Here is a 25,366-nt window from a genome sequence, read left to right on the forward strand (position 1 = left end):
CATGTACGTGGACGTCACCGCCGTCTCTGACATCTTCCGGCGGGTACTGGAAAACCCCGAAATAACGGATGATTCCGACTTTTTCGTCTTGGGTGGGGATTCGCTGCTCGCCACCCGCGTCCTGAGCGCGATCGCCCGCGACTGCGGCGCCGAGCTGGACTTCGACGACTTCCTCGACGCGCCCACCCCGGCCGCGCTGGCCAAGAAGATCGCGAGCCTGGCATGAGGGTCGTCGTCGTGGGAGCGGGCCTCGCGGGGCTCACCGCCGCCGCCGACCTGGCCGCGTCCGGCGCCGAGGTCACCGTGATCGAGGCCAGGGACCGCGTCGGCGGCCGTACGCACGGCATCGAGGTCGCCCCCGGCGGCTGGGCCGACGCGGGCGCGGCGTACCTGGGGGAGCGGCACACCGCGCTGACGGCCCTGCTGGCCGAGCTGGACCTGAAGACCACCCCGGCCACCGTCGGCGGCGCGGCCAGGTTCGCGCTCGGCGGCGAGCCCGTCACCGGCCGGTTCCCGCCCCTGTCGGCGGTCGCGCTGGGCGGCCTGTTCGACGCGCTGGAGGAGCTGGCCGCCGCCGTCCGTCCCGACGCCCCCTGGCTGACCCCGGACGCCGCCCGCCTGGATGCCACCACGGCGGCGGACTGGGCCGCGCGGCACCTGACGCATCCGGACGCGCGGCTGTTCTTCCCGCTGTTCGCCGGCGAGATGATGGCCGCGGACCCGGCGGACGTGTCCGTCTTGCACCTGGCCTTCTACCTGCGCTCGGGCGGCGGGCTGCGCTACCTGAACGCCTTCGCGGGCGGCGCGCAGGAGGACCGCGTCGACGGCGGCGCCCACCAGGTGTGCCTGCGCCTGGCCGCCCGGCTCGGCGACCGGGTGCGCCTCGGCGAGCCGGTGAGCGCCGTCCACCAGGACGCGTCCGGCGTGGACGTCGTCACCGCCACCGGCTTCACCAGGGCGGACGCGGTGGTGGTCGCCGTGCCGCCGTCGCTCGCCGACGCCGTGGACTTCCGGCCGGGCCTGCCCGCGCCGCGGTCGGGCCCCCGTACGGCGCCCGGCTGCGCGGTGAAGGTGCACCTGGTCTACCCCGCGCCGCTCTGGCGCGAGCAGGGCCTGTCGGGATGGTCGGTCAGCGCGGACGGCCCCCTGCTGTCCACCGTGGACGACTCGCCCGCGGGCGGCTCGGCGGGCGTGCTGACCGGGTTCGTGACCGGCGCGCAGGCCAAGGCGTTCGCCGCGCTGCCCCCGCACGAGCAGGCCGGGCGGGCGCGGGCCCAGGTCGCGCGGCTGTTCCCCGGGCTGCCGGCCCCCGACGCCTGCCACGTGACCGACTGGCTCGGCGCGGACTACAGCCGGGGCTGCTACGCGGCGCTGTTCGGGCCGGGCGACTGGCTGCGGCTCGGCCCGCGGCTGACCACCCCCCACCAGCGGGTGCACTGGGCCGGCACCGAGACGAGCACCGAGTTCTTCGGCCTGATGGAAGGCGCCATCCGCTCAGGACACCGGGTGGCCGCGGAGATCAACGCGACGTGGAGGGACATCCATGACTGACCGCACCCCGATCGCCCCCCTTGCCGTACGGCAGGGCTTCATGACCGAGCCCGGCCTCGGCGCGGGCAACTTCCTCGACCACGCGCTCGCGGCCAACCCCAACCGGTCGGTCCCCTTCGTCCACAGCCACCACACCGACCACCGCGGCCAGGTCGTGCTACGCGGCCACAGCCTGACCGACCTCGCGGCCCTGCGCGACCGGTACGCCACCTGGTACCACGCCAACGGCGTGCGTCCCGGCGAGCCCGTGGGCGTCGTCGTCGCCGAGGGGCTGGAGCCGTTGCTGCACTTCCTGGCGCTCACCGCGCTCGGCGCCATTCCGGCGATGGTCAACGACGCCATGCGGGCCGACGTCATGGCCGGCTACCTGGAGCACGTCGGCGTGGTGGGCGTCGTCGCCGACGACACGACCCGGCTGCAGCTCGCCTACCGCAACACGCCGCGCGCCCGGCCCCGGTTCCTCGCCCTGGCCGCCGAGGTGCGGGCCCACGACGCGGCGTCGGGCGGCCTGCCGGAGCAGTACCCGTACCGGCACGAGCCGGACGACGTTGTGGCGCTCATCCACTCCTCGGGCACCACCGGCACCCCCAAGTCCACCATCCTCGGGCATCGCAGCTTCTGGGACGGCAAACAGCTCCGGATGGTGCGTTTCCCGGCGGAGCCGTACGACCGGCTGATGTCGCTCATGCCGCACACGCACGCGGGCGGGCTCAGCTACTTCCTCACCGCGGTCCTGCTCGGGCTGCCGACCGTGATCATGTCGGACTGGCGGCGCGCCGGGGTGGAGCCGGTGATGGAGGCGTTCCGGCCGACGATGGTGGCCTCCTTCCCGCGCACGTTCGTGGAGCTGGCCACCGGCGAGCTGCCGGTCAGCGGCGCGGCCAGGGTGCACTCCTGGTTCAACACCGGCGACAGCGCCCATTACGGCCACATCCGGCGGCTCGTCCAGCTCGGCGAGCGGCCGGCGGGGCTGATCAGGTCGTGGCTGCTGCCGCGCGGCGAGGCCGCCGGCGAGCCGCTGCCCGGCTCCCAGTTCGTGGACGGGCTCGGCTCCTCGGAGATGGGCATGGCGCTGTTCGGCCAGGTCACCTCGCCCGAGACGCCGCGCTCCGACCGCTGCGTCGGCAAGCCCCAGGACGCGGTGACCAAGGCCGCCGTGCTCGACGAGAACGGCCGGGAGCTGCCCGACGGCGAGGTCGGCCTGCTGGGCGTGATCACCCCGTCGCGCACCCCCGGCTACTGGAACGACCAGAGGCTGACCGGCAGCTTCGAGCTCAACGGCTACTGGCTCACCGGCGACGTCGCCCGCCGGGACGCCGAGGGCAACTTCTACCACCTCGACCGCACCGTGGACGTGATCGACACCGCGGCGGGGCCGGTCTACAGCCTGCCCGTCGAGGAGGTCCTGATCGCCGACTGCGCGGACCTCGTCCAGGACTGCTCGGTCGTCGGCGTGCCGGGGCCCGAGGGGCAGGTGCCGATCGCCGTCGTACGGCCGCAGGCCGAGGCCGCCGCCGTCACCGCCGAGGAGGTCAGGGAGAAGGCCAACAAGGCGCTGACCGACGCGGGCCTGGCCACGCTGGCCGCCGTGGTCCTGGCGCGTACCGAGCAGGACTACCCGCTCGGCCCCACAGGCAAGGTGCTCAAGCGCGAGCTCCGCACCCGGCACGCGGCGCTGTTCGCCGGATGAGCCCGCACGACGACACCCCTCGCCACCCCGCCGCCGCCACCGGATCCGCCCACTCAGCCGACACCGGAACCGCCCGGTCCGACGCCGCGGGGCCCGGAACCGCCCGGTCCGACGCCGCCGACCCAGGGACGGCCCGGTCCGACGCCGCCCGGCCCTACGTGTACGCGCGGCGGGCGCTCGTCGAGCCGGACTGGCGGCGGCTGCCGGGGTGGCGCGGGGTCACCGAGGCGCAGTGGCGCGACGCCCAGTGGCAGCGCGCCCACTGCGTGCGGAACGCGGCGCAGCTCAGCGCCGTGACCGGCGACCTGCTCCAGGACGCCCTCCTCGCCGACCTGGCCGCCGACCACGCCCGGTACGCCACCATGTCCATGCTGGTCACGCCCCAGCTCCTCAACGTCATGGCCCCGGACGAGACGGACGACCCGGCCGCGTTCACGGCGGCGTTCCTGGCCAACCCGGTCCGCCGCTACCTGGTGCCGGTCGCCTCCGACCGGCACCCCGTCTGGCCCAGCCATCCCCGGGCCCAGCGCGACTCGCTGCACGAGGCCGAGATGTGGGCGGTGGAGGGCCTGACCCACCGCTACCCGACGAAGGTGCTGGCCGAGCTGCTGGCCACGTGCCCGCAGTACTGCGGACACTGCACCCGGATGGACCTGGTCGGCACGTCCACCCCGCAGGTCGTCAAGGCCAGGCTCACGCTCAGGCCGGTGGACCGGCAGGAGCTGATGCTGGACTACCTCAAGCGCACGCCCGCCGTCCGGGACGTGGTGGTCTCCGGCGGCGACCTGGCCAACATGCCGTGGCCGCGGCTGGAGGCGTTCCTGCTGCGGCTGCTGGAGCTGGAGTCCGTACGCGACATCCGGCTGGCCACCAAGGCGCTGGTCGGACTGCCACAGCACTGGCTCCAGCCGTCCGTGGTCGAGGGCGTGGGCCGGGTGGCCGCGGTCGCCCGCGCCCGCGGGGTGAACCTGGCCGTGCACACCCACGCCAACCACGCGCGCTCGGTGACGCCGCTGGTCGCCGAGGCGGCCGGGGCCCTGCTGGCGGCCGGCGTGCGGGACGTGCGCAACCAGGGCGTGCTCATGCGCGGCGTGAACGCCACCCCGCACGACCTGCTCGACCTGTGCTTCGCCCTGCACGGCGAGGCCGGGATCCTGCCCTACTACTTCTACGTCTGCGACCTGATCCCCAACGCCGAGCACTGGCGCACCCCGCTCCACCAGGCGCGGCACCTCCAGGAGGCCATCATGGGCCACCTGCCCGGCTACGCCACGCCCCGGATCGTGTGCGACGTGCCCTACGTCGGCAAGCGCTGGGTGCACCAGGCCGCCGCCTACGACCGGGAACGCGGCGTCTCGTACTGGACCAGGAATCACGGGATCGGGCTGGAGCCGCCCGGCCCGGAGCGCCGCTTCCCCTTCTACGACCCGATCGACACCCTGCCCGAGCCCGGCCGCCGCTGGTGGGCGAGCCAGAAGGGAGAGTCATGACCCCGTTGCGCCGTATGTGCTGGATCTTCCCCGACCGGGAGTCCACCCGGGGCGCCGCGATGTGGCACCCGTTCTTCTGGGACCTGTACGAGGAGGTCGCCGCCGAGCTCGGCCTGCGCTGGACCAGGAACTCCCCGGACTCGGTCACCGTGGACGCGCTGGAGCCCGGCAACCCCCGCGTCTACGTGGACGACGAGCCGGTCACCCCCGAGGACACGCTCTTCATCACCGCCCTGTACTCCCTGCCCTACCAGTCCATGGACGTCTTCAACCAGTACGCGCTCTACGCCGTGCTGGAGGAGGCCGGCTTCTACCTGCCGTTCCCGCCGTCCCTGTCGCCGGTGGCCAACGACAAGCTGGCCACGGTCCTGCGGCTGCGCGACTCGCCCGTACCGCCGATCCCGACCCTGCGCATCGGCACCGGCCGGGACACCGGCAAGCACCTGTACGAGGCCGCGATCGCCGGCCTCACCTACCCCGCCCTGGTCAAGCCCGCCGGCTGGTGCGGCGGCGGCGGGGTGAACCTGGCCCGCGACTCCGAGGAGCTGCGCGGCCTGGCCAGCCTCGCCCAGGGCGGCGACACCACGCTGGTGGTCCAGCCCTACCTGGGCGACGGCACCGTGGACTACCGCGTCTACGTCGTGGACGGCGAGCCGTACGCGGTCATGAAGCGCATCCCCGAGCCGGGCTCGCCGGTCGCCAACGCCAGCAGGGGCGGCACGATGGAGTTCCCGCCCGTACCGCCCGAGCTGGCGGCGGCCACGGCGTACTTCTACGAGCGGGTGCCCATCCCGTTCTTCTGCGTCGACTTCCTCCACGACGGCGAGCGCTACTGGTTCTCCGAGCTGGAGCCCGACGGCGTGATCGCCCCCGATCTGGGCGATCCCGCCCGTACCCTCCAGCGCGACGTCACCCGCGCCCGCTGGACGGCCTACCGCGACGGCCACGCCCGCTTCCTCAAAGAACACCTCCCGCACGAACCCGAGAGCTGGTGACCCCCATGACCGAATCGTTCTCGCTGACGCCCGACGCGGCCGAGCCGCGCCTGCGCGTCCCGAGGCGCTCGCTGGAGCGGCTGAGGAGCGTGCCCGCGCTCGCGCCGCGCTACGAGGGCCACGAGAAGGTGCTCACACTGGACGACCTGGCCGCCCTGCCCCCGCTGGTCAAGGACGACCTCAACGTCGCGCTCGCGCACCTGGAGCCCAAGGCCGGACAGGGCGCGACCTGGCTCTTCCAGAGCGGTGGCAGCACCGGCGCGCCCAAGGTCGGCTACGCCCCCACCGGCTTCTACATGGAGGGCGTGCACCGCGAGTGGCGGCCCCTGGAGCCGGACGACGTCTTCGTCAACGCCTGGGGCGCCGGCCGCATGTGGGGCGCCCACTTCCTGGCCGCCGCCTTCGCCGACCTGTCCGGTTGCCGGGTCATCGCCCTGGGCTCGGTCGGCAAGGAGGAGTACGGCGACTGGCTCGGCTTCTTCGCCGACCGGAAGGTGACCGCGTTCGGCGGCACGCCCAGCGTGCTGCGGCTGTGGTTCGCCCACGCGCGGGCGGCCGGCCTGCGCCTGCCCGCCCTGCGCAAGGTGCTCTGGCTGGGCGAGGCGTGGCATCCGCAGCTCGACGAGGACCTGGCCGAGGTCGCCCCGGACGCCCGCCGCTGGGGCATGTTCGGCAGCACCGAGACCTGGGTCGCCGCCACCAACACCCCGGACTGCCCGGCCGACGTCTTCCACCCGCTGCCCGACCAGCTCGTCCACAGCGACGCCGACGACCTGCTGGACTTCACCACGCTCGACCCCGACATGCTCAACCCGGTGCTGCGCTACCGCACCGGCGACGCCGGCCGCTTCGTCGCCTGCCCGTGCGGCCGGGACGGCAGGGCGCTGCGCATCCTGGGCCGCCGCGACTCGGTCGTCCAGGTACGCGGCCTCGGCCTGCACGTGGACGACGTCGTCGCCCAGGCCGAGCGCGAGCCCGGCGTGCTGCGGGCCCAGGTCCTGGTCACCGAGCGGCACGGCCGGGTCTCCGGCGTGGACGTGCTGCTGCTGACCAGCCCCGGCACCCCGCCCGACCTGCCCGAACGGCTGCGCCGCGACCTCCTGGCCGCCACCTTCACCCTCAGCACGGCCTTCCAGCACGACCCGGGCTCCTTCCGCGTGCGGACGGTGGACGCGCTGATCGGCAACGACCGCACCGGCAAGACCTCCTCCTTCGTCGTCCGGGAGGAGCAGTGAGGATGCCGGGGTCGCTCGGCAGGCAGTTCGGCCTCTACTGGAGCGGCCAGACGGTGAGCCTGCTCGGCGACCGGATCACCGTGTTCGTCGTCCCGACGCTGATGATCTTCGTGCTGCACGCCTCCGCGCTGGAGGTCGGCATCGTGGCCATGGCCCAGTACCTGGGCATCCCGCTGCTGGGGCCGATCGCCGGGGTGCTCGTGGACCGGTGGGACAAGCGGCTGACCATGGTCGTGTGCGACCTCGTCCGGCTGGTGGCGGTGGGGGCCATGCCGGTCGCGTACTGGTGCGGGGTGCTCTCGACGCCCGTGCTGTTCGTGTGCGTGGTGCTGATCAGCGGTGCGACCATCTTCTTCAACATCGGCTACCTCGTCGCCGTGCCCACGACCGTGCCGCAGGACCGGCTGGTGCGGGCGTACTCGCGGCTGGAGGGCAGCAGCACGGTGTCGGAGGTGGCCGGGCCGTCGATCGCGGCCGGCCTCTACCACCTGCTCGGCGTGGCCTCGCTGCTCGTGGACGCGGCCAGCTACCTGGTCTCGGCGGCGTGCCTGCGGGCCATGAAGCCGTGGGGCGTCACGACCGGGGAGCGGGTGCCGGTGCGCTCGCGGCTCATGCTCGGGTTCCGGCTGAACTGGGCCGACCCGGTGCTGCGCCGGGTGGTGCTGGCCGCGGTGGTGCTCAACTCGGGCGGGCCGATCTTCGTCACGGTCCTGCCGGTGCTGGCCTACCAGGGGCTCGGCGTCTCGGTGGGCGTGTTCGGCGCGGCGATGTCGGCGGCGGCCGTCGGCGCGGTGCTCGGCGCGCTGGTCGCCCCGAGGATCAGCGACCGGCTCGGCCTCGGCCGGACCATGGCCTGGGCGCTCCTGCTGCACTGCCTGGTCGGCCTCGGCGTGCTGGCCGCGCCCGCGCTGCCCGCCGCGCCGGTGATCGGCGTGACGTTCGGCTGCTACGGCTTCTTCATGTCGTGCATCAACGTGTGCAGCGCGCCGATCCGGCAGTCGCGGATGGCCGCCGGGAACCAGGGCGTGATGCACGCCGCGTTCCGCACGGCGACCTGGGGGGTGATCCCGCTGGCCGCGCTCGCGGGCGGGTCGGCGGTCACCCTGCTGACGCCCGCGCTGGGCGTGCTCGGCGCGGCGCAGGCGGTCATGGCCGGCGGCACGCTGCTGGCCGCGTTCTCGTTCCTGCCCGCCTCGGGGATCCAGGCGCTGATGGACCGGGCCGAGCCGCGGGCGCACCTGGCGGGGAGCACGTCATGACGACAGTGCTGATCACGGGGACCTCGTCGGGGATCGGGCTGGCCACCGCGGTCGCCGCCGCGCGGGCCGGGCTGACGGTGGTGGCCACCATGCGCGACCCCGGCCGGGACGGCGACCTGCGCGCGGCGGCCGACCGGGCCGGCGTCACCCTGGACGTCCGCCGCCTCGACGTCACCGACCCCGCCTCGGCGCGGGCGTGCGTGCGGGGTGTGCGCGAGACGTACGGCGGGCTGGACGCGCTGGTCAACAACGCGGGCGTGTCGAACTTCGACCCCACGATGGAGATGTCCACGCCGGAGGCGCTGCGCGCCAACTTCGAGGTCAACTTCTTCGGCGTCGTCGAGGTCAGCCGGGTCGCGATGCCGCTGCTGCGGGCCGCCCGAGGCCGTCTGGTGACGATCGGCAGCGTGCACGGCGTCGTGGGCCAGCCGTTCAACGAGGCGTACGCGGCGGCGAAGGCGGCGGTGGAGGGGTTCATGGAGAGCCTGGCGCCGGTCGCGGCCGAGCACGGCGTACGGGTGAGCGTGGTGGTGCCCGGCTTCGTCTCCGACACCCAGTTCGGGATTTTTCCGGACATCAATAGGAAGACGATCCGGGCCGCCTCCGGCCCGTACGCCCCGACGTTCGACGCCTACCTCGACTGGGTGTGCGGCCCCGGCTGGGAGGGCGCCGGCCAGTCCTCCTGGCAGGTGGCCGACGTGGTCGTGGGCGCGCTGACCGCCGACGACCCGCCCTTCCGCATCCCGACCAGCCCGTGGGTGTCGGAGTACGTGGCCCGCAAGCTCGCCGACCCCGACGGCTCGGCCGTCCGGACCATGGCCAGGACCTGGATCGGAGCCGCGCCGTGACCGGCCCCGACCCGGCCTGCCGGGCGCTCGGCATCGCCCTGGAGGAGGCGGCCGCCGGCCGGGCCCGGCTGCGCATGCGCGTCACCGAGGACATGGTGAACGGGCACGGCGTCGCCCACGGCGGCTACCTGTTCCTGCTGGCCGACGCCGCCTTCGACCACGCCTGCAACAGCCGCGGCCCGGTCATGCTGGCCCACAGCGCCCAGGTCACGTTCCTGCGACCGGCCGCGGCGGGCGACGTGCTGGTCGCCGAGGCCACCGAACGGGCCAGGCACGGCCGGCACGGCGTCTACGACGTCACCGTACGCCGCCCGGCCGGTGAGATCGTCGCCGAGTTCCGCGGCCACGGCGTCGTGGTCGCCGGCCGGCCCACCGACGAAGGGAAAGCCCCATGACCGGACACAACCGACGCACCGGGCGCTGGATCGAGCACTGGGAACCCGAGGACCCGGGCTTCTGGGCGGCCGTCGGACGCCGCGTCGCCACCAGGAACCTGATCTTCTCCATCTTCGTGGAACATCTCGGCTTCGCGGTGTGGCTGCTGTGGAGCGCCGTCGTCGTCCTGCTGCCGAAGGCGGGCTTCCCGTTCACCGTCGACCAGCTCTTCTGGCTGGTCGCGGTGCCGAACCTGGTCGGCAGCACGCTGCGGCTGCCCTACACCTTCGCGGTCTCGGCCTTCGGCGGGCGCAACTGGAACGTGGCCAGCGCCCTGCTGCTCCTGGCGCCGACGGGGCTGCTGGCATGGCTGGTCACCGATCCGGCCAGGCCCTACTGGATGTTCCTGGCCGCCGCGGCCACGGCCGGGCTCGGCGGCGGCAACTTCGCCTCCTCCATGGCCAACGTCTCCTACTTCTACCCGGAGCGGCGCAAGGGGTTCGCGCTGGGCGTGAACGCGGCCGGGGGGAACCTCGGCGTGGCGGTCGTGCAACTGATGATCCCGCTGGTGGCGGTGGGCGGCCTGGCGTACGCCGGGCTGGTGTGGCTGCCGCTCGTCGTGGCCGCCGCGCTGTGCGCGTACCTGTTCATGGACAACCTGGCCGTGGCCAGGACCGGCTTCGGCACCCAGGGCAGGGCGTTCCTGCGTCCGCACACCTGGGTCATGTCCTTCCTCTACATCGGCACCTTCGGCTCGTTCATCGGATACTCGGCGGCGTTCCCGCTGGTCGCCAAGTCGGTGTTCGCGCAGTCCGCCTCGCCGTACCTGGCCTTCGTCGGGCCGCTGGCCGGGTCGCTGGCGCGGCCGGTCGGTGGCTGGCTGGCCGACCGGCACGGCGGGGCCAGGGTCACCTCGTGGTCGTTCGCCGCCATGGCCGCCGGGGCCGTGGTCGCGCTGGCCGCGCTCGGACGGCACAGCTTCCCGCTCTTCCTGGGCGCGTTCCTGCTGCTGTTCGTCGCCTCGGGGGCGGGGAACGGGTCCACGTACCGGATGATCCCGGCCATCTTCACCGCGCAGGCCCGGCACGGGTCGGCGGACGTGCGGCTGCGGGCGAGGCGGGAGGCCGCGGCGGCCATCGGCATCGCCTCGGCGATCGGCGCGTTCGGCGGCTTCCTCATCCCGCGCGGCTTCGCCGTCTCGCTGGCCGGGTCCGGTTCCGTCGCGCCCGCCCTCCAGGTGTTCATCGGCGCCTACGCCGTCTTTCTGGCCACCAATTGGTGGTTCTACCGCCGCCGGGTGCTGGCGCGGGTCCCCAGCCTGGCCCACAGCCGGATCTGAGCATCGACGACCAAGGAGTGACACATGCCCGCCAAGTCCCTGCGTGACCTGATCGACTTCGCCCGGCGGCACTCGCCGTTCTACGCCGAGATCTACCGCGACCTGCCCGACGGCGTGGACGACCTCACCGCGCTGCCGATCATCGACCAGGACGCCTTCTGGGCCGCCAACACCTACCCCGACAACCGGCTGCTGACCGGCCCTCTGACCGACGCCGGCGTCTACGCCTCCGGCGGCACCACCGGGTCGCCCAAGTTCTCCCCGTGGACGCGTTCCGAGCACGCCGACTCGGTCACCGCGTTCGGCGCCGGCATGGTGAAGGCGGGCCTGCGGCCCGGCCACCGGGTGGCGAACCTGTTCTCCGCCGGCGAGATGTACGGCGGCTTCCTCTACATCGAGCACGCCCTGCACAACGCCCCCGTGGAGAACGTGCGCCTGCCCATCGCCTGCCACGCCGGGGACGGCTACATCGCCGACCTGATCGAGCTGTTCGGCGTGCACGTGCTGGCGGGGCCGCCGATGAAGCTCGGCAAGGTGGCCGAGGCGGTGATCGCGCGCGGGCGCGGCGCGGACACCGTGGAGCTGCTGCTGTTCGCCGGCGACCTGCTCTTCGACGACCTGCGTCCCCAGCTCGCCAAGGCCTTCCCCGGCGCGGCGATCGCCTCGCTCGGCTACGCCTCGGTGGACGCCGGGCTGATCGGCGGCCCGGTGGCGGGCGCGGACGTGCGGGTGCACGAGGCGTTCCCCGACCGCACGCTGGTGGAGCTGCTCGACGAGGTGACAAGCGAGCCGATCAGCACGCCGGGCGTGCGCGGGCGGGTCGTCGTCACCAACCTGTTCAGGACGCTGATGCCGGTCATCCGCTACCCGGTCGGCGACCTGGGGGAGTGGACCGACGCCGGGTGCCGGGCGTTCCGGCTGGTCGGCCGGACGTCCGAGGGGGCCAGGGTGGAGACGGTGGCGATGTCCAGCGAGGCCGTCCGGGCCGTGCTCGTCGCCGCCGACCCCGACCGGGCGATGTCGGCGATGCAGATGGTCCAGCGCCGCTGGGACGGCAAGGACGGCCTGCTGCTCCGGCTGGCCTGCACGCAGGAGCCGCCGCCCGGCCTGACCCAGCGGCTCGTGGACGCCGTGTACGCCGCCAAGCCGCTCTACCCGAAATCCGTGGCCGAGGGGCTGGTGCACCCGCTGGCCGTCGAATGGGTGCGGCCGTCGGAGCTGGTGACGCACCCGCGTACCGGGAAGGTGTTGCAGGTGGTGGACGAACGCCCGCACCCCTGACCCCCGCCGGAGCCTCCGGCCCCGGCCGGAGGCTCCGGATTCATGTGGATTCTTCCGCCTCGTCCAAGGCTTTCGTTTCTATGATGGGAACGAGCGTCCGCGGGGCGATGCTCATTCCGGTACGCACCAGCTGACGACGACCCGGCAGGTTGCGCCAATGGCGGATTCGTTCGACGACGCTCACCTTCGCCTGGTGACGAAGGAATGCCTTCCGCTCGGGAGCGGCGACCGGCTCCCGGTCATCGTGCTGCTCGGCCCGGACGGCACCGACCGGGAGGTGTGCCTCACCCGCGTCTGGAGGAGCGTCACCAGGCCGGAGTCCCCCCGGGTGCGGGTGGACTTCAGGCTGCCGGGGCTGCGCGACGCGCCGGTGGTCAAGACCGTCGAGCGCATCGCCCACGACCTGATGGAGAGCTCCAGCGTCAGGCTGCCCCGGGTGGTCTTCGCGCTGCACGTGCTCGCCCTGGACCCGCGGGACCGCTCCGACAACGAGCTGGCCGGCGAACTGGACGACCTGGTGGCCGGCGACCACCCCGAGCGCCTGTCCGACGCGCTGGCCCTGCTGCGCGACCTGCTCGGCCGCATCCCGGGGGCCGAGCCGCTGGCCGCGCTCACCTCGGTGCTCCAGTACGCCGCGCGGGGCCAGCGCCGCCGCGTGGTCAGGCTGCTCAACGACAAGGGCCGGACGTGGCTGGCCGCCCAGATGGCCAACGGCAACGTGATCGACCTGGCCAGGCGGCGGGACGGCCACGGCGGAGAACCGTCCGGGTCCGCCGGGGCGATCCTGTGCCGGGCCCTCGTCGCCGACCTCGTCGACTCCTGGTCCAAGAGCCACCGCCACGCCCGGAGTTGCCTGCTGCTGCTGGAGGGGGCCGAGACCGCGGCGGGCCGCGCGCTGCTCAAGGCGCTCGGCCCGGCCAAGGGCGCCGACCCGCTGCTGGTGGTGGCGGAGTCGAAGGAGTGGCTGCCCATGGGCGGCTCGTGGGCGCGTCCCGGCACGGTCGTCCCCGGCGCCGCCTGCCCGCCCACGCTCGCCGAGGCGGGCTACCGGGACTGGCGGGACGGCTACGACGCGCGGGAGCAGCCGTGGTGGTACCCGGTGCTGATGCCGCCGCTGCCGGCCGACAGGTCGCGCCTCTACGCCTCGGCCGTCCAGGAGCTGACCGGCGGCCATCCGGCCGTGACCCGGCGCCTCGGCAGGCTCGCCGCCACGGCCCAGGACGACGACGCCTTCCGCGCCGTCGTGTGCCGCGAGGACCTGTTGCGCTGGCCCGACCGGCTGCACCTGGCCCACCTGGACGAGCTCACCGACTGGGCGGCGGCCAGGAACGTGGACGACGCCGAGAGCGCCCTGCTCAAGCGGGCCGGCCGGGCGCCGAACCTGCGCAACGAGCTGGCCGACCTGCTCTGGCTGACCCGCCGTCCGGGGGAACGGGACCCGCACGGCCGCTACGAAGGGGCGCGCGGCCCGCAGGTCACCGTCATCCACCCGTGGCTGCGGCGGCTGCTGCTGCACCGGCTCGCCGTCACCGGCCGCTGGGACGACGTGCACCGCGACCTGGAACGTTTCCACCTCGGCCCGGACGGCGAGGAGAACACGCGCAGCCTGCACCACCGCCTGGCCCTCGTCGGCCCGGACGATCCCGGGGGCCACCTGACCCACGTGGCCGGCCGTCTGCACCGGCTCTTCGACCGGCTCGACGTGCGCGAGGACGGCCACAGCCGCCTGCCGGAATGGCTCGCCGGCTTCAACGAGGTGACCACGGCCCCCAACCGGCTGCCGCTGGCCACGCCCCTGGACGAGCTGTACGACTCCCTGGTGGCGACCGCCGTCCCGCACGAGCGCGGGGACTGGCTCGTCGTGGTCAGGACCCTGGTCGTGGACCGCTGGTTCTGGCTCGACCCGCTGCTCGACCCGTCGGGGAGCCGGGCCGAGCAGGTCGCGCGCGGGTTGCGGGACCTGGCCGGGAGGTCCGCCACCAGTCCGGCGATCTTGTTACGGGAGGCCGACAGGTATGATCGACGACGGTGACGACCCCGGCAGGGCGGGCGAACCGGCCCCGGCGGAGGTCGGTGCGAGGTGGGTGGCGGGCCGCCGCAACCGCGTCCTGCTGCGCAGGGCGCTGGCGGGGGTGCTGGTGGTGGCGGTCGTCGTCGCCCTCGGGCTCTACGTCAGGACGTCGAGGCTCACCGACGAGAGCGGCGCCTTCGGCCCCGACCTGGCCCCGGTCATGAGCCGCATCGCCGCCGAGAACGCCGAGGTGGAGAAGAACCACCCGGGCGAGTACGTCACCGTCGTGGCGATGTTCCCGATGACCGGCTCCCTCACCGACATCGCCCTGAACAGGGAGAGCATCAGGCACGGCCTGGAGGGCGTCCACCTGGCGCAGGTGTGGCGCAACCGGCAGCCGTTCTCGCCGCCGTACGTGCGGGTGCTGGTCGGCAGCGACGGGCCGGACGACTGGCGGCCGACGGTCGAGGCGATCAGGGCCAGGACCGCGGACGAGCGCATCGTGGCCGTGACCGGGCTGGGCGCCAGCACCGGCGCGACCCGGGGGACGGTGGCGAGCCTGAGCGGGAGCGGGTACGCGATGGTCTCGGCGGTCATCACCTCCGACGAGCTCACCGGCTTCCGCGGGCTGGCCCGCGTCGCGGCGCTGAACAGCGAGCAGGCCCAGGCCGGGGTGGTGCACGCCAGGAAGGTGAACCCCGTGCTCAAGGCGGTCGTGATCAAGGACCTCAACCCGGTGGACAGCTACGTCAAGACCCTGGCCCGGTTCTACACCGGCTCGCTGGCCGGCCGGGAACGCGTGATGGAGCTGTCGTTCGACTCCTCCACCAAGTTCTCCGGCACCGTGCTCGACGTCATCGCCGAGCGGGTCTGCAACTCCGGCGCGAACACCGTCCTGTACGCCGGGCGCAGCGAGCAGCTCCCCGCGCTGATGCAGGCGCTCAGCCAGCGCGACCGGTGCGTCCGGCCGGGCATCACCGTGATCACCGGCGACGACGCCAGCGAGATGAACCGCAAGGTCGACCTGAGCATGTGGGGGGACACCAGGATCCGGCTCTTCTACACGGCCCTGGCCCACCCGGCGAGCCTCGCCCAGCCCGGCGGTGGCGTGCTCCCGGCGATCCGGGCCAGGTTCGCCGGCGACGACCCCGACGGCTTCGGGCGCCTGTTCCCGCACGAGAGCCTCGACGACGGCATGGCGATCATGCACCACGACGCCATGTTCGTGGCCCTGGAGACGGCCAAGGCGTTCGCCCGGGAGCCGGACGTGCCCTCGCCGCAGGACATGGCGAACATGCTGACCAGCGGCACGGTGGCGGTGGAGGGCGCCAGCGGCCCGATCAGGATCGTCGAGGGCGGCGCCCGCCAGACCAAGGAGATCCCGATCCTCCAGCTCAACCCGGACGGCACCTCGGCGTACTCGGGACGGGTCACGGTGACGGACGGCGGCCCCGGCAGGAGCTGAGTCCCGACTTTCATGTATTACCTATTGCTTTTGTGGGAAATTGCGCGCAGGATCAGAGGCGTGAAGAGCCTCGCCTTCTGGGGCAACCGGGCCACCGCCCACCTCGCCCCGTCCGACCTCGACCACCTCGACGTGCCGCGCACGCTGCACCGGGTCACGCTGATCGGCGACCGTCCCGTCGGACCCGACGGGTTCGTCTCCGAGATCGTGGCCGGAAGGGAGTTCAGGGCGCAGTCGCTCGTGGTCGCCTGACGACGGCGGCCACCTCCGCGAGCGGGACCCGCTCGCGGCACCGGACGCGCGGGCGGGGGCTGGGGGGTGCCCGCCCGCGGCGTCGGTCCCTACTTCTGGACGGGGGCGCGCGGCCCGGTCGGCCGCCGGCCGAGCCGCTGGGCCGGGGCCTCGATCACGTGGTACGTCACCAGGCACAGCGGAATCAGGACCAGGTAGTACAGCGCCAGGTTCGGCAGCAGGCGCAGCAGCAGGGGATGCAGCAGGTAGACGGAGAAGCTGATCACGCCGAGCCGGGTCAGCACCCGCGGGAAGGCCCTGTCGCGCAACGCCAGCCCCAGCCCGAACACGGCGAACGCGAGTACGAGCGCGGGCGCCCAGCCCGGGTCGTCCTTGGCGGGGATCCCGCAGGCCACCACCGCCAGCGAGGCGAGCCCGGCGGCCCGCCAGGAGATCGTGCCCTGCTCGGCCCGGTGCACGGCGGTCCCGGCGAACATCGCGGCCAGGATGATCACGCCCTGCCAGGTGCCGGCCCGGCTGCCCAGGACCACCAGCGCCAGCCCGAGCAGCCCGCCCGCCACGGCGGCCGCCGTACGGGCCCGGCCGCGCCCGAGGACGGTGACCGCGATCGCCGCGACGACCGCGAGGGCGAGCAGCGCGGCGGCCAGGTCGGCCCCGCCGTTGATCGACGCCCCCGGCAGCAGCAGCCCCGCCGGCACCGCCAGCGCCGCCAGGACGACGGCGATCCCCGCCGACCTGTGGGCCTGGCCGGTCGCGAACAGCCCCACGCTGATCAGGTAGAACGCCATCTCGTACGAGAGCGTCCAGGTCACGCCGACGACGGGCGGCAGGTTGAGCAGCTCCTGCAACATCGTCAGGTTGCCGAGCACGACCAGGGGCGCGGGACGTTCGCCGAGACGGGGGTCGAGGGGGAGCAGGCCCGCCAGGCCGAGCAGGAGGGCCAGGCCGAGAGCGGCGAGCAGCAGCGGCAGGAGGCGGAAGGCCCGGCCGGTCCAGAAGGCGCGCAGGTCGCCGCGCCGTTCCAGGGAGGCCGGGATGATGTAGCCGCTGACCAGGAAGAACACGAACACGCCCCACGTGCCGAGGTCGATCCTGCGGTCCACGACCGCCCACGCGGCGGGGACGAAGGACCAGCCCGCGTGGTGCGCGGTGACGGCCAGCGCGGCCGGTCCCCGCAGGGCGTCCAGCCAGGCCAGCCGGGCGGAGGCGGGGGACATCTGTCGGATTCTAGGCCATTTGCGACAGAACCCTCCGCGAGCGGACCGCCCCCGCATCCCTTCGCGGGCGGGCCGCCCGCCGTGTCAGCGGGACGGCGAACGCCGCAGGCGCAGGCCGATCACCACGACGGCGACGCCCACCAGGAGCACCACCGGCCCGATGACCGCCCAGGTGGTGTCGCCGCTCATCACGCTGCCGCCCACCACGCCGAGCCCCTGGAGCGCCCACAGCCCGCCGACCAGGGCCAGCAGCACGCCGACGACGATGAGGATCCAAGAGGTCATCGTTCTTCCCGTCTCTCGTCCCGCCGCCCTTGTCCCGCTGCGGGCTCCGTGTGCACGTTGATCGCGTGGCTCCCGAAGAGTAGCCGAGCGTTTGTCACGAAATGCGGATTTTTCCGGTCACCTCTTGGCGGCGGCTTCTCGCCGTCCTAGTGTTCAGTGCAATGCCACACATTACTGAGCCCGATGGGAGGAGAGATCACGGTGCGTGACGGCAGGCCCCCGAGGCTGTCCGAGATCCCCGCTTTCGCCGCGTACATGAACACCGGCTGGGGCACCCCCGACCGCACGCCGCCCGTCGTGCCCGGCGCGGCCGAGGCCGCCGCCGCCCACCGGGCCAGGCTGGCCGAGGCGCTGCCCGGCCGGACCGTCGTGCTGGCCGCGGGGCAGGCCCCGATCCGCAGCAACGACATGGCCTACGACTTCCGGGCCGGCAGCGACTTCGTCTGGCTGACCGGCTGCCAGATCGAGAACGCCGTCGTCGTGCTGGAGGGCGCCGAGGCCACCCTCTACCTGCCGCCGCCGGCCGTCCCCGGCGATCCGGCGTTCTTCACCGACTCCAGGTACGGCGAGCTGTGGGTGGGCGCCGCGCCCGGCCTTGAGGACTGGGCGAAGGCGCTGGGCGTCCGGGTCCGGCCGCTGGCCGAGCTGAGCGCCGAGGTCACCGAGGACCAGGAGGCCCGCCGGGCCCTCGCCGAGCTGCGCATGTACAAGGACGACTGGGAGGTCGGGCAGCTCCGCGAGGCGGTGGACCGTACCGTCGAGGGGTTCGCCGCCGTCGTCGGCGAGATCCCCGCAGCCGTCGCCGGACGCGGCGAGCGGTGGCTCCAGGGCACCTTCGACCGGTACGCCCGCGCGTACGGCAACGGCCCCGGCTATCCCTCCATCGTCGGCAGCGGCCCGCACGCCCCCACGCTGCACTGGGTGCGCTGCGACGGCCCGGTGCTCCCCGGCGAGCTGCTCCTGCTCGACCTCGGCGTCGAGGCGGCGAGCTGCTACACCGCCGACGTCACCCGCACCTTCCCCGCCTCCGGCCACTTCACCCCGGCCCAGCGGCAGGTGCACGACCTGGTCGAACGGGCCCACCGCGCCGCGCTCGCCGCGGTCGCCCCCGGCCGCCGCTTCAGCGACTTCCACCACGCCGCCATGGAGGTCGTCGCGCACGGCCTGGCCGACTGGGGCCTGCTGCCGGTCTCGGTGGACGAGGCGCTGTCCGACACCGGGCAGCACCACCGCCGCTACCTGGTCTGCGGCGTCGGCCACCACCTGGGCCTGGACGTGCACGACTGCGGCCGGGCGAGCCAGGAGTCCTACCAGGACGCCGTCATGGCCCCCGGCATGGTGCTCACCGTCGAGCCCGGCCTGTACTTCCACGCGCACGACCTCACCGTCCCGCCGGAGCTGCGCGGGATCGGCGTCCGGATCGAGGACGACCTGCTGGTCACCGAGCAGGGCGCCGACGTGCTGTCGGCCGCGCTGCCCCTGGACGCCGACGGCCTGGAGAAGTGGATGGCCGCCGGGTAGGTAGCACCTGTGACATCGCACCGCATAATCTCGAAAATCCCCATGTGAGGAGACCTCAGCATGACCACCTCCGCCACACCGTGGCGCGGCATCCACGTCGCGACGGCCCTGCCCTTCGACGACGACCTCTCCGTGGACTACGACGGGTTCGCCGAGCACGTCCGGTTCCTGGCCGAGGGCGGCTGTGACGGTGTGACGCCCAACGGTTCGCTGGGCGAGTACCAGACGCTCACGCCGGAGGAGCGGGCCCGCGTCGTCGAGACGGCCGTCCAGGCCGCGCCGGCCGGGTTCGGCGTCATGCCGGGCGTGGCCGCGTACGGCGCCATGGAGGCCCGCCGCTGGGCCGACCAGGCGGCCGAGGCGGGGGCCACGTCCGTGCTGCTGCTGCCGCCGAACGCCTACCGGGCCCCGCGCGAGGCCGTCGTCGCCCACTACCGGGAGGTCGCCAAGGCCGGGCTGCCGGTCGTGGCCTACAACAACCCGTTCGACACCAAGGTGGACCTGACCCCCGCCCTGCTGGCCGAGCTGTTCCACGAGGGCCTGATCGTCGGCGTCAAGGAGTTCACCGGGGACGTGCGCAGGGCGTACGAGATCGCCGAGCTGGCGCCGGAGCTGGACCTGCTCATCGGGGCCGACGACGTGCTGCTGGAGCTGGGCCTGGCCGGGGCCGTCGGCTGGATCGCCGGGTACCCGAACATGATCCCGCAGTCCACGGTCCGCCTGTACCGGCTGGCAACCTCGGGCGACCCCGCCGACCTGCCCGAGGCGCTGCGCGTCTACCGCGACCTGCACCCGCTGCTGCGCTGGGACTCCAAGCCCGAGTTCGTGCAGTCGATCAAGCTGTCCATGGACCTGGCCGGGCGCAAGGGCGGCGCCTGCCGTCCGCCGCGCCTGCCGCTCGCGCCCGAGCTGGTCGCCCGCATCACCGCCGACACCGAGGCCGTCCTGGAAAAGGGCTACAAGTGAGATCCCGCCGCACCTTCCACGCCGTCGACTCCCACACCGAGGGCATGCCCACCCGCGTGATCGTCGGCGGCGTCGGCACGATCCCGGGGGCGACCATGGCCGAGCGCCGGCTGTGGTTCATGGAGAACAGCGACGACGTCCGCACGCTGCTGATGTACGAGCCGCGCGGCCACGCCGCCATGAGCGGGGCGATCCTCCAGCCGCCGACCCGGCCGGACGCCGACTACGGCGTGCTGTTCATCGAGGTCTCCGGGCTGCTGCCGATGTGCGGCCACGGCACGATCGGGGTGGCGACCGTCCTGGTGGAGACCGGGATGGTGCCCGTGGTCGAGCCGGTCACCACGATCCGGCTCGACACGCCCGCCGGGCTCGTGGTGGCGTCCGTGGCGGTCGAGGACGGCGCGGCGACCTCGGTGACCATCCAGAACGTGCCCTCCTTCGCGTACGCGCTGGACCGCAAGGTCGAGGTGCCCGGCTTCGGGGAGATCGGCTACGACCTGGCCTTCGGCGGGAACTTCTACGCCTTCGTCCAGCTCGCCGACCTGGGGCTGCCCTTCGACCGGGCCCGTGCCGGCGACCTGCTGACCGCCGGGCTGGCGATCATGGACGCCGTGAACGAGCACGACCGCCCGGTCCACCCCGAACGGCCCGACATCAACGGCTGCCACCACGTCTACCTGGCCGCCCCCGGCTCGACGGCCGAGCTGTCCAGGCACGCCATGGCCATCCACCCCGGCTGGTTCGACCGCTCGCCGTGCGGCACCGGCACCAGCGCCCGCATGGCCCAGTTCCACGCCCGCGGCGAGCTGGCCCTCGGGGACGACTTCGTCAACGAGTCGTTCATCGGAACCCGCTTCACCGGGCGGCTGCTCGGCGAGACCACGGTCGGCCCGCTGCCCGCCGTGCTGCCCTCGATCACCGGCCGCGCCTGGGTCACCGGCACCTCGCAGTTCCACCTCGACCCGACCGACCCGTTCCCGGCGGGGTTCCTGCTGTGAGCCGGCCCGGCCCGCGGGCGGGCGGCGCGAAGGGCACGCCGTGAGCGCCGACCTCGTCGTGATCGGGGCGGGCGTGGTGGGCGCGGCCAGTGCGTACTTCGCCGCGCTGGCCGGGCTGCGCGTGGTGGTCGTCGAGCGCGGAGCCATCGCCGGGGGCACCTCCAGCGCGGGCGAGGGCAACCTGCTGGTGTCCGACAAGGAGGCCGGGCCCGAGCTCGACCTCGCGCTCCACTCCCAGCGGGTGTGGCGCGAGGATCTGGCCGAGCACGCCGCGCTGTGGGAGTTCGAGGCCAAGGGCGGCCTGGTCGTCGCGGCGTCCGGGCCCGGCCTCGGCTCGCTGCGCGAGCTGGGCGAGCACCAGCGCCGCCACGGCGTCGAGGTGCGCGACGTGGCGGGGGAGGAGCTGCGCGACTACGAGCCGCACCTCGCGCCCGGCCTCGCCGGAGCCGCCTTCTACCCGCAGGACGCCCAGGTCCAGCCCATGCTGGTGGTCGCCCACCTGCTGCGCCTGGCCCGCGCGCACGGCGCCGAGGTACGCACCCGTACCGGCGTCACCGGCTTCCTGCGCGACGGCAGCCGCGTGACCGGCGTGCGCACCACGGCCGGCGACCTGCCCGCCGGGGCGGTGCTCAACGCGACCGGCACGTGGGCCGGCGACGTCGCCGCCCTGGCCGGGGTGCACGTGCCCGTGCTGCCCCGGCGCGGGTTCGTGCTGGTCACCCAGCCGATGCCGCCCCGGACGATCCGCCACAAGGTCTACGCCGCCGAGTACGTCGGGGACGTGGCCAGCTCCGACGCCGCCCTGCAGACCTCGCCCGTCGTGGAGGGCACCGGCAGCGGCACGATCCTCATCGGCGCCTCCCGCGAGCGCGTCGGCTTCGACCGCACGTTCTCCCCGGCGGCGGCCGGGGCGCTGGCGGCCAAGGCGATCGCGCTGTTCCCGATGTTGCGCGACGTCCGTGCCATGCGCACCTACCTGGGGTTCCGGCCGTACTGCCCGGACCATCTGCCGGTGATCGGGCCCGACCCGCGCGCGCCCGGACTGTGGCACGCCTGCGGGCACGAGGGCGCGGGCATCGGCCTGGCCGCGGGGACCGGCAAGCTCATCGCCCAGGCCATCACCGGCCGCACCCCGGACCTCGACCTCACACCGTTCGCCCCCGACCGCTTCCCCGCCCCCGAAACCCCCGCCCTCGAGACGCCCGCCCCTGCGGCCCCTGGCGGCGGGGCGGCCCGGACCGGCTTCCCCGGGGCCGGGTCTTCCGCGACCGAGGAGGCGCCCCGATGACCCACCAGATGACCTTCCGCGGCGTGCGCGTCCCCGCCGAGCCCGGCCAGAGCGTGGGGGCCGCCCTGGTCGCGGCCGGCATCCTCGACTGGCGCACCACCCGCGGGGCGGGCCGGCCGCGCGGACTGTTCTGCGGCATCGGCATCTGCTTCGACTGCCTGATCACCGTCGACGGCGTTCCTGACCTGCGCGCCTGCCTGGTCCCGGCGCGCGACGGCATGCGCCTCGGCGACGACACCCCCGCCCAGGAAGAAGGCGAGCGGGTGGACGGCGAGCGGGGAGGGCCATATGCGTGAGGCGTACGACGTCGCCGTGGTCGGCGCGGGCCCGGCCGGGCTGGCCGCCGCCGTCGAGGCCGCCGGGGCCGGGCTCGGCGTGGCCCTCGTGGACGCCGCAGGCCAGCCCGGCGGCCAGTTCTGGCGGCACTACGACGAGCGCCACGCCCGCCCCGAAGACGCCGCCGGACACCACGGCCGGCCGCTCTTCACCCGGCTCCGCGACCGGCTGCGCGCCCTGACCGCCGCCGGACGGGTCCGCTACCTGCCCGGCCACCAGGTCTGGCTGGCCACCCGCGACGGAGAGGGCACGTTCACGCTGCGCACCACGCCGACCGTCCCCGAGGAGGGGGCCGCGGGCACGACGGTGACCGCCCGCGCGCTGATCCTGTGCCCCGGCGGTTACGACAGGCAACTGCCCGTCCCCGGCTGGGACCTGCCCGGCGTGATGGCAGCCGGGGGAGTGCAGGCCCTGCTCAAGGGGCAGCGCACGCTCGCGGGCCGCCGCGCGGTGGTCGCCGGGACCGGGCCGTTCCTGCTGCCGGTCGCGACCGGCCTGGCCGCCGCCGGGGCGCGGGTGGCGGCCGTCGCCGAGGCCAACGCCACGCTCGGCTGGCTGCGCGACCTCCGGGGCGCCGCGTCCGTGCCCGCCAAGGGGCTGGAGGCGGTCCAGTACGCCGCGCTGCTGGCCCGTCACCGCGTCCCGTACCGCACCAGGACCGTGGTCACCGAGATCCTGGGCGAAAATCGGGTCGAGGCGGTCCGGCTCAGCGGCGTCGGCCGCGACGGCCGCCCCGCCGGGCCGGTCGGCGAGATCCCCGCCGACCTCGTCGCGCTCGGCTGGGGCTTCACGCCCTCGCTCGAACTGCCGCTCATGCTCGGCGCGGACACCAGGAAGGACGTCGACGGCTCGCTCGTCGTCACCGTGGACGCCTTCCAGCGCACCGGCGTCCCCGGCCTGTACGTCGCGGGCGAGGCGACCGGCGTCGGCGGCGCCGTCCTGGCCCGGCAGGAGGGCCGGTTGAGCGCCCTTGCCCTGGCCCGTACGCTGGGCCGCCGCGCCGACCCCGCGCTGATGGGCCGCCTGCGCCGGTCGATCGCCCGCGGACGGCGCTTCGCCGCGGCCATGCACCGGACCTACCCCGTGCCGCGCGCCTGGACGGCCTGGCTGCGCGACGAGACGCTGGTCTGCCGCTGCGAGGAGGTCTCCTACGGGGACCTCCGGCGCGCCCACGACGACCTGGGCGCCGACGACCCGCGCACGCTGAAGATGCTGGCCAGGCCGGGCATGGGCTGGTGCCAGGGACGGGTGTGCGGGTTCGCCACCGCCGGTGTCGCGGCCTGCCTGAGCCGCCGCGAGAGCACGGCCGACGACCTGCGCCCGCTGTCCACCCGGAGCCTGGCGGCCCCGGTGCCCCTGGGCGAGCTGGCCGCCCTCGCCGACGAACACGCCGACGAACACGCCTGTGAACAGGCCGACGAAAGAGGAAGAGACCGTGAGTGACGTGCTGAGCGTCGATCCGCGTACTGGAGAGGCCCGCGGGCGCGTCGCGGCGGAGTCGACGCCCCGGGACGTGGACCGCGCCGTACGCGCCGCTGCCGCCGCCGCACCGGCGCTGGGCGACCGGTCCGTACGCGCCGAGCTGCTGCGTACCGCCGCCGCGCTGCTGGAGGAGGGCGGCGAGGAGATCATCGCGACCGCCGACGCCGAGACGGCGCTCGGCCGGGTACGCCTCACCGGCGAGCTCGCCCGCACCTGCTACCAGCTGCGCGCCTTCGCCGACGTGGCCGAGTCGGGCGCCTTCCTGGACGTGATCATCGACCACGCCGACCCGTCCGCCCGCCCGGCCCCCCGTCCCGACCTGCGGCGCTACAAGGTGCCGCTGGGCGTGGTCGCGGTGTTCGCGGCGAGCAACTTCCCGCTGGCCTTCAGCGTGCCGGGCGGCGACACGGCCAGCGCGCTGGCCGCAGGCTGCCCGGTCGTCGTCAAGGCGCATCCGGACCATCCGGCGACAAGCGTCCTGACCGCCCGCGCGCTGCGCGCCGCCGCGGAGAAGGCCGGTCTGCCGGCCGACGTCGTGGGCCTGGTCCACGGCTTCGAGGCGGGTCCGGAGCTGGTCCGGCACCCGCTGACCGCCGCCGTCGGCTTCACCGGCTCGGTACGCGGCGGGCGGGCCCTGCACGACCTGGCCGCCGCCCGTCCCCGGCCGATCCCGTTCCACGGCGAGCTGGGCAGCCTCAACCCGGTCGTGGTGACCCAGCGGGCCGCCGCGACCAGGGCGGCCGAGATCGGCGCGGGCCTGGCCGCCTCCTACACCCAGGGGCTCGGCCAGTTCTGCGTCAAGCCGGGCCTGGTCCTGCTGCCCGCGGGCCCGGCGGGCGACGCGGTGCTCGACGCCGTGGTCACGGCCACGGTCCCCGCCGGGCCGCTGCTCGACCCGCGCATGCGGGCGGCCTTCCTGGACGGTGTGCGCTCCCGCGCCCTGCTGCCCGGGGTCACGCAGGCGCTGCCCGCGGGCGAGGACGACGCCGTGCCGCTGGCCGTCCGGCCGGGCGTGCTGACCGTGGCGGCGCGGCGGCTCGCGGACGGCGACGCGTACGCCGAGCTGCTGGAGGAGTGCTTCGGTCCGGTCACCGTCGTGGCCCGGTACGGCTCGGAGGACGAGCGGGACGCGGTGCTCGACGCGCTGCCCGGCAACCTCACCGCGACCGCGCACCTGGGGGCCGACGAGCGCGAGGGCGCGGCGGCCGGCCTGGTGGCCAGGCTCGCCGGGCTGGCCGGGCGGGTCGTCGTGGACGGCTGGCCGACGGGCGTGTCGGTCGCGCCCGCGATGCAGCACGGCGGCCCGTACCCGGCTTCGACCAGCACCTCGACCTCGGTCGGCGGCACCGCGATCGAACGCTGGCTGCGCCCGGTGTGCTTCCAGGACACCCCCGACCCCCTGCTGCCGCCGGAACTGCGCGAGGCCAACCCGCTCGCCGTCCCCCGGACGGTGGACGGAGTCGCCTGACGCTTTTATCTACA

At 74.3% G+C, this 25,366-nt stretch carries 24 protein-coding genes; 21 read left to right on the plus strand and 3 right to left on the minus strand.

Going from position 1 to position 25,366, the window contains the following annotated elements; translation table 11 throughout:
- Positions 1 to 7: 7 nt before the first annotated feature.
- The 11 genes from ACIHAD_RS23480 to ACIHAD_RS23530 are packed head-to-tail and all read left to right on the plus strand — an operon-like array spanning position 8 to position 12,063.
- Entirely contained in the window at positions 8 to 226 is a 219-nt protein-coding gene (locus ACIHAD_RS23480) for a phosphopantetheine-binding protein (RefSeq protein WP_352324385.1), read from the plus strand.
- Positions 223 to 1,551 carry a flavin monoamine oxidase family protein gene (locus ACIHAD_RS23485; protein WP_397356715.1) on the plus strand — a complete coding sequence of 443 codons (1,329 nt, stop codon included), beginning with the start codon at positions 223 to 225 and terminating at the stop codon, positions 1,549 to 1,551. The genes ACIHAD_RS23480 and ACIHAD_RS23485 overlap by 4 nt, the downstream gene beginning before the upstream one ends.
- Positions 1,544 to 3,241: a class I adenylate-forming enzyme family protein gene (locus ACIHAD_RS23490; RefSeq protein WP_397356716.1), complete on the plus strand. Its 1,698-nt coding sequence runs from the start codon at positions 1,544 to 1,546 to the stop codon at positions 3,239 to 3,241. The genes ACIHAD_RS23485 and ACIHAD_RS23490 overlap by 8 nt, the downstream gene beginning before the upstream one ends.
- On the plus strand, positions 3,238 to 4,731 hold the full coding sequence (locus ACIHAD_RS23495) for a KamA family radical SAM protein (protein WP_397356717.1): 1,494 nt from the start codon (positions 3,238 to 3,240) through the stop codon (positions 4,729 to 4,731). Before ACIHAD_RS23490 ends, ACIHAD_RS23495 begins: the two co-directional genes overlap by 4 nt.
- Positions 4,728 to 5,726, plus strand: a complete 999-nt coding sequence (locus tag ACIHAD_RS23500; RefSeq protein ID WP_397356718.1) for a RimK family alpha-L-glutamate ligase — start codon at positions 4,728 to 4,730, stop codon at positions 5,724 to 5,726. The genes ACIHAD_RS23495 and ACIHAD_RS23500 overlap by 4 nt, the downstream gene beginning before the upstream one ends.
- Before the next feature lie 5 nt (positions 5,727 to 5,731).
- On the plus strand, positions 5,732 to 6,961 hold the full coding sequence (locus ACIHAD_RS23505; protein ID WP_397356719.1) for an AMP-binding protein: 1,230 nt from the start codon (positions 5,732 to 5,734) through the stop codon (positions 6,959 to 6,961).
- Between the two features lie 2 nt (positions 6,962 to 6,963).
- The gene (locus ACIHAD_RS23510) at positions 6,964 to 8,220 is read left to right on the plus strand and encodes an MFS transporter (protein WP_397356720.1); all 1,257 of its coding nucleotides are present in this window, start codon (positions 6,964 to 6,966) and stop codon (positions 8,218 to 8,220) included.
- Positions 8,217 to 9,068 carry an SDR family NAD(P)-dependent oxidoreductase gene (locus tag ACIHAD_RS23515; protein WP_397356721.1) on the plus strand — a complete coding sequence of 284 codons (852 nt, stop codon included), beginning with the start codon at positions 8,217 to 8,219 and terminating at the stop codon, positions 9,066 to 9,068. Before ACIHAD_RS23510 ends, ACIHAD_RS23515 begins: the two co-directional genes overlap by 4 nt.
- Entirely contained in the window at positions 9,065 to 9,463 is a 399-nt protein-coding gene (gene paaI / locus ACIHAD_RS23520) for a hydroxyphenylacetyl-CoA thioesterase PaaI (RefSeq protein ID WP_397356722.1), read from the plus strand. The genes ACIHAD_RS23515 and paaI overlap by 4 nt, the downstream gene beginning before the upstream one ends.
- Positions 9,460 to 10,782 carry an MFS transporter gene (locus ACIHAD_RS23525; protein WP_397356723.1) on the plus strand — a complete coding sequence of 441 codons (1,323 nt, stop codon included), beginning with the start codon at positions 9,460 to 9,462 and terminating at the stop codon, positions 10,780 to 10,782. Before paaI ends, ACIHAD_RS23525 begins: the two co-directional genes overlap by 4 nt.
- A gap of 24 nt (positions 10,783 to 10,806) precedes the next feature.
- On the plus strand, positions 10,807 to 12,063 hold the full coding sequence (locus ACIHAD_RS23530) for a phenylacetate--CoA ligase family protein (RefSeq protein ID WP_397356724.1): 1,257 nt from the start codon (positions 10,807 to 10,809) through the stop codon (positions 12,061 to 12,063).
- Positions 12,064 to 12,103: 40 nt separating this feature from the next.
- On the opposite strand, the gene ACIHAD_RS23535 is transcribed toward ACIHAD_RS23530, so the two are convergent.
- Positions 12,104 to 12,247 carry a hypothetical protein gene (locus tag ACIHAD_RS23535; RefSeq protein ID WP_397356725.1) on the minus strand — a complete coding sequence of 48 codons (144 nt, stop codon included), beginning with the start codon at positions 12,245 to 12,247 and terminating at the stop codon, positions 12,104 to 12,106.
- A gap of 9 nt (positions 12,248 to 12,256) precedes the next feature.
- Here ACIHAD_RS23535 and ACIHAD_RS23540 point away from each other — a divergent pair, with 9 nt between their 5' ends.
- From ACIHAD_RS23540 to ACIHAD_RS23550, 3 genes are read left to right on the plus strand one after another with little or no spacing between them, the layout of a single operon-like run.
- Positions 12,257 to 14,095 (plus strand): hypothetical protein, encoded by a 1,839-nt coding sequence (locus ACIHAD_RS23540; RefSeq protein WP_397356726.1) that lies wholly within the window; start codon positions 12,257 to 12,259, stop codon positions 14,093 to 14,095.
- Positions 14,079 to 15,539: a hypothetical protein gene (locus ACIHAD_RS23545; RefSeq protein ID WP_397356727.1), complete on the plus strand. Its 1,461-nt coding sequence runs from the start codon at positions 14,079 to 14,081 to the stop codon at positions 15,537 to 15,539. Before ACIHAD_RS23540 ends, ACIHAD_RS23545 begins: the two co-directional genes overlap by 17 nt.
- A gap of 60 nt (positions 15,540 to 15,599) precedes the next feature.
- On the plus strand, positions 15,600 to 15,791 hold the full coding sequence (locus ACIHAD_RS23550; protein ID WP_397356728.1) for a hypothetical protein: 192 nt from the start codon (positions 15,600 to 15,602) through the stop codon (positions 15,789 to 15,791).
- 89 nt (positions 15,792 to 15,880) lie between these two features.
- On the opposite strand, the gene ACIHAD_RS23555 is transcribed toward ACIHAD_RS23550, so the two are convergent.
- Together ACIHAD_RS23555 and ACIHAD_RS23560 are read right to left on the minus strand one after the other, a co-directional pair.
- The gene (locus tag ACIHAD_RS23555; RefSeq protein WP_397356729.1) at positions 15,881 to 17,008 is read right to left on the minus strand and encodes an acyltransferase family protein; all 1,128 of its coding nucleotides are present in this window, start codon (positions 17,006 to 17,008) and stop codon (positions 15,881 to 15,883) included.
- 84 nt (positions 17,009 to 17,092) lie between these two features.
- Positions 17,093 to 17,293, minus strand: coding sequence for a hypothetical protein (locus ACIHAD_RS23560; RefSeq protein WP_397356730.1), 201 nt, complete (start codon positions 17,291 to 17,293; stop codon positions 17,093 to 17,095).
- A gap of 201 nt (positions 17,294 to 17,494) precedes the next feature.
- Between ACIHAD_RS23560 and ACIHAD_RS23565 the strand changes: the two genes are divergently transcribed.
- Genes ACIHAD_RS23565 through ACIHAD_RS23595 form a run of 7 tightly spaced genes read left to right on the plus strand, consistent with a single transcriptional unit; the run spans position 17,495 to position 25,352 of the window.
- Complete coding sequence (locus ACIHAD_RS23565; RefSeq protein ID WP_397356731.1) at positions 17,495 to 18,814, plus strand: aminopeptidase P family protein; 1,320 nt, start codon at positions 17,495 to 17,497, stop codon at positions 18,812 to 18,814.
- A 60-nt stretch (positions 18,815 to 18,874) separates the two neighbouring features.
- A complete protein-coding gene (locus ACIHAD_RS23570; RefSeq protein WP_397356732.1) occupies positions 18,875 to 19,780 on the plus strand; it encodes a dihydrodipicolinate synthase family protein in 906 nt (301 codons plus the stop codon).
- Positions 19,777 to 20,778, plus strand: a complete 1,002-nt coding sequence (locus tag ACIHAD_RS23575; RefSeq protein ID WP_397356733.1) for a proline racemase family protein — start codon at positions 19,777 to 19,779, stop codon at positions 20,776 to 20,778. The genes ACIHAD_RS23570 and ACIHAD_RS23575 overlap by 4 nt, the downstream gene beginning before the upstream one ends.
- A 40-nt stretch (positions 20,779 to 20,818) precedes the next feature.
- Complete coding sequence (locus ACIHAD_RS23580; RefSeq protein WP_397356735.1) at positions 20,819 to 22,066, plus strand: NAD(P)/FAD-dependent oxidoreductase; 1,248 nt, start codon at positions 20,819 to 20,821, stop codon at positions 22,064 to 22,066.
- Complete coding sequence (locus ACIHAD_RS23585; RefSeq protein ID WP_397356736.1) at positions 22,063 to 22,362, plus strand: (2Fe-2S)-binding protein; 300 nt, start codon at positions 22,063 to 22,065, stop codon at positions 22,360 to 22,362. The genes ACIHAD_RS23580 and ACIHAD_RS23585 overlap by 4 nt, the downstream gene beginning before the upstream one ends.
- The gene (locus ACIHAD_RS23590) at positions 22,355 to 23,845 is read left to right on the plus strand and encodes an NAD(P)/FAD-dependent oxidoreductase (RefSeq protein ID WP_397356737.1); all 1,491 of its coding nucleotides are present in this window, start codon (positions 22,355 to 22,357) and stop codon (positions 23,843 to 23,845) included. Before ACIHAD_RS23585 ends, ACIHAD_RS23590 begins: the two co-directional genes overlap by 8 nt.
- Positions 23,838 to 25,352, plus strand: coding sequence for an aldehyde dehydrogenase (NADP(+)) (locus ACIHAD_RS23595; protein ID WP_397356739.1), 1,515 nt, complete (start codon positions 23,838 to 23,840; stop codon positions 25,350 to 25,352). The genes ACIHAD_RS23590 and ACIHAD_RS23595 overlap by 8 nt, the downstream gene beginning before the upstream one ends.
- Positions 25,353 to 25,366: the final 14 nt, after the last annotated feature.

It is taken from the genome of Nonomuraea sp. NPDC052265, from assembly GCF_044547985.1.
Lineage (GTDB): Bacteria > Actinomycetota > Actinomycetes > Streptosporangiales > Streptosporangiaceae > Nonomuraea.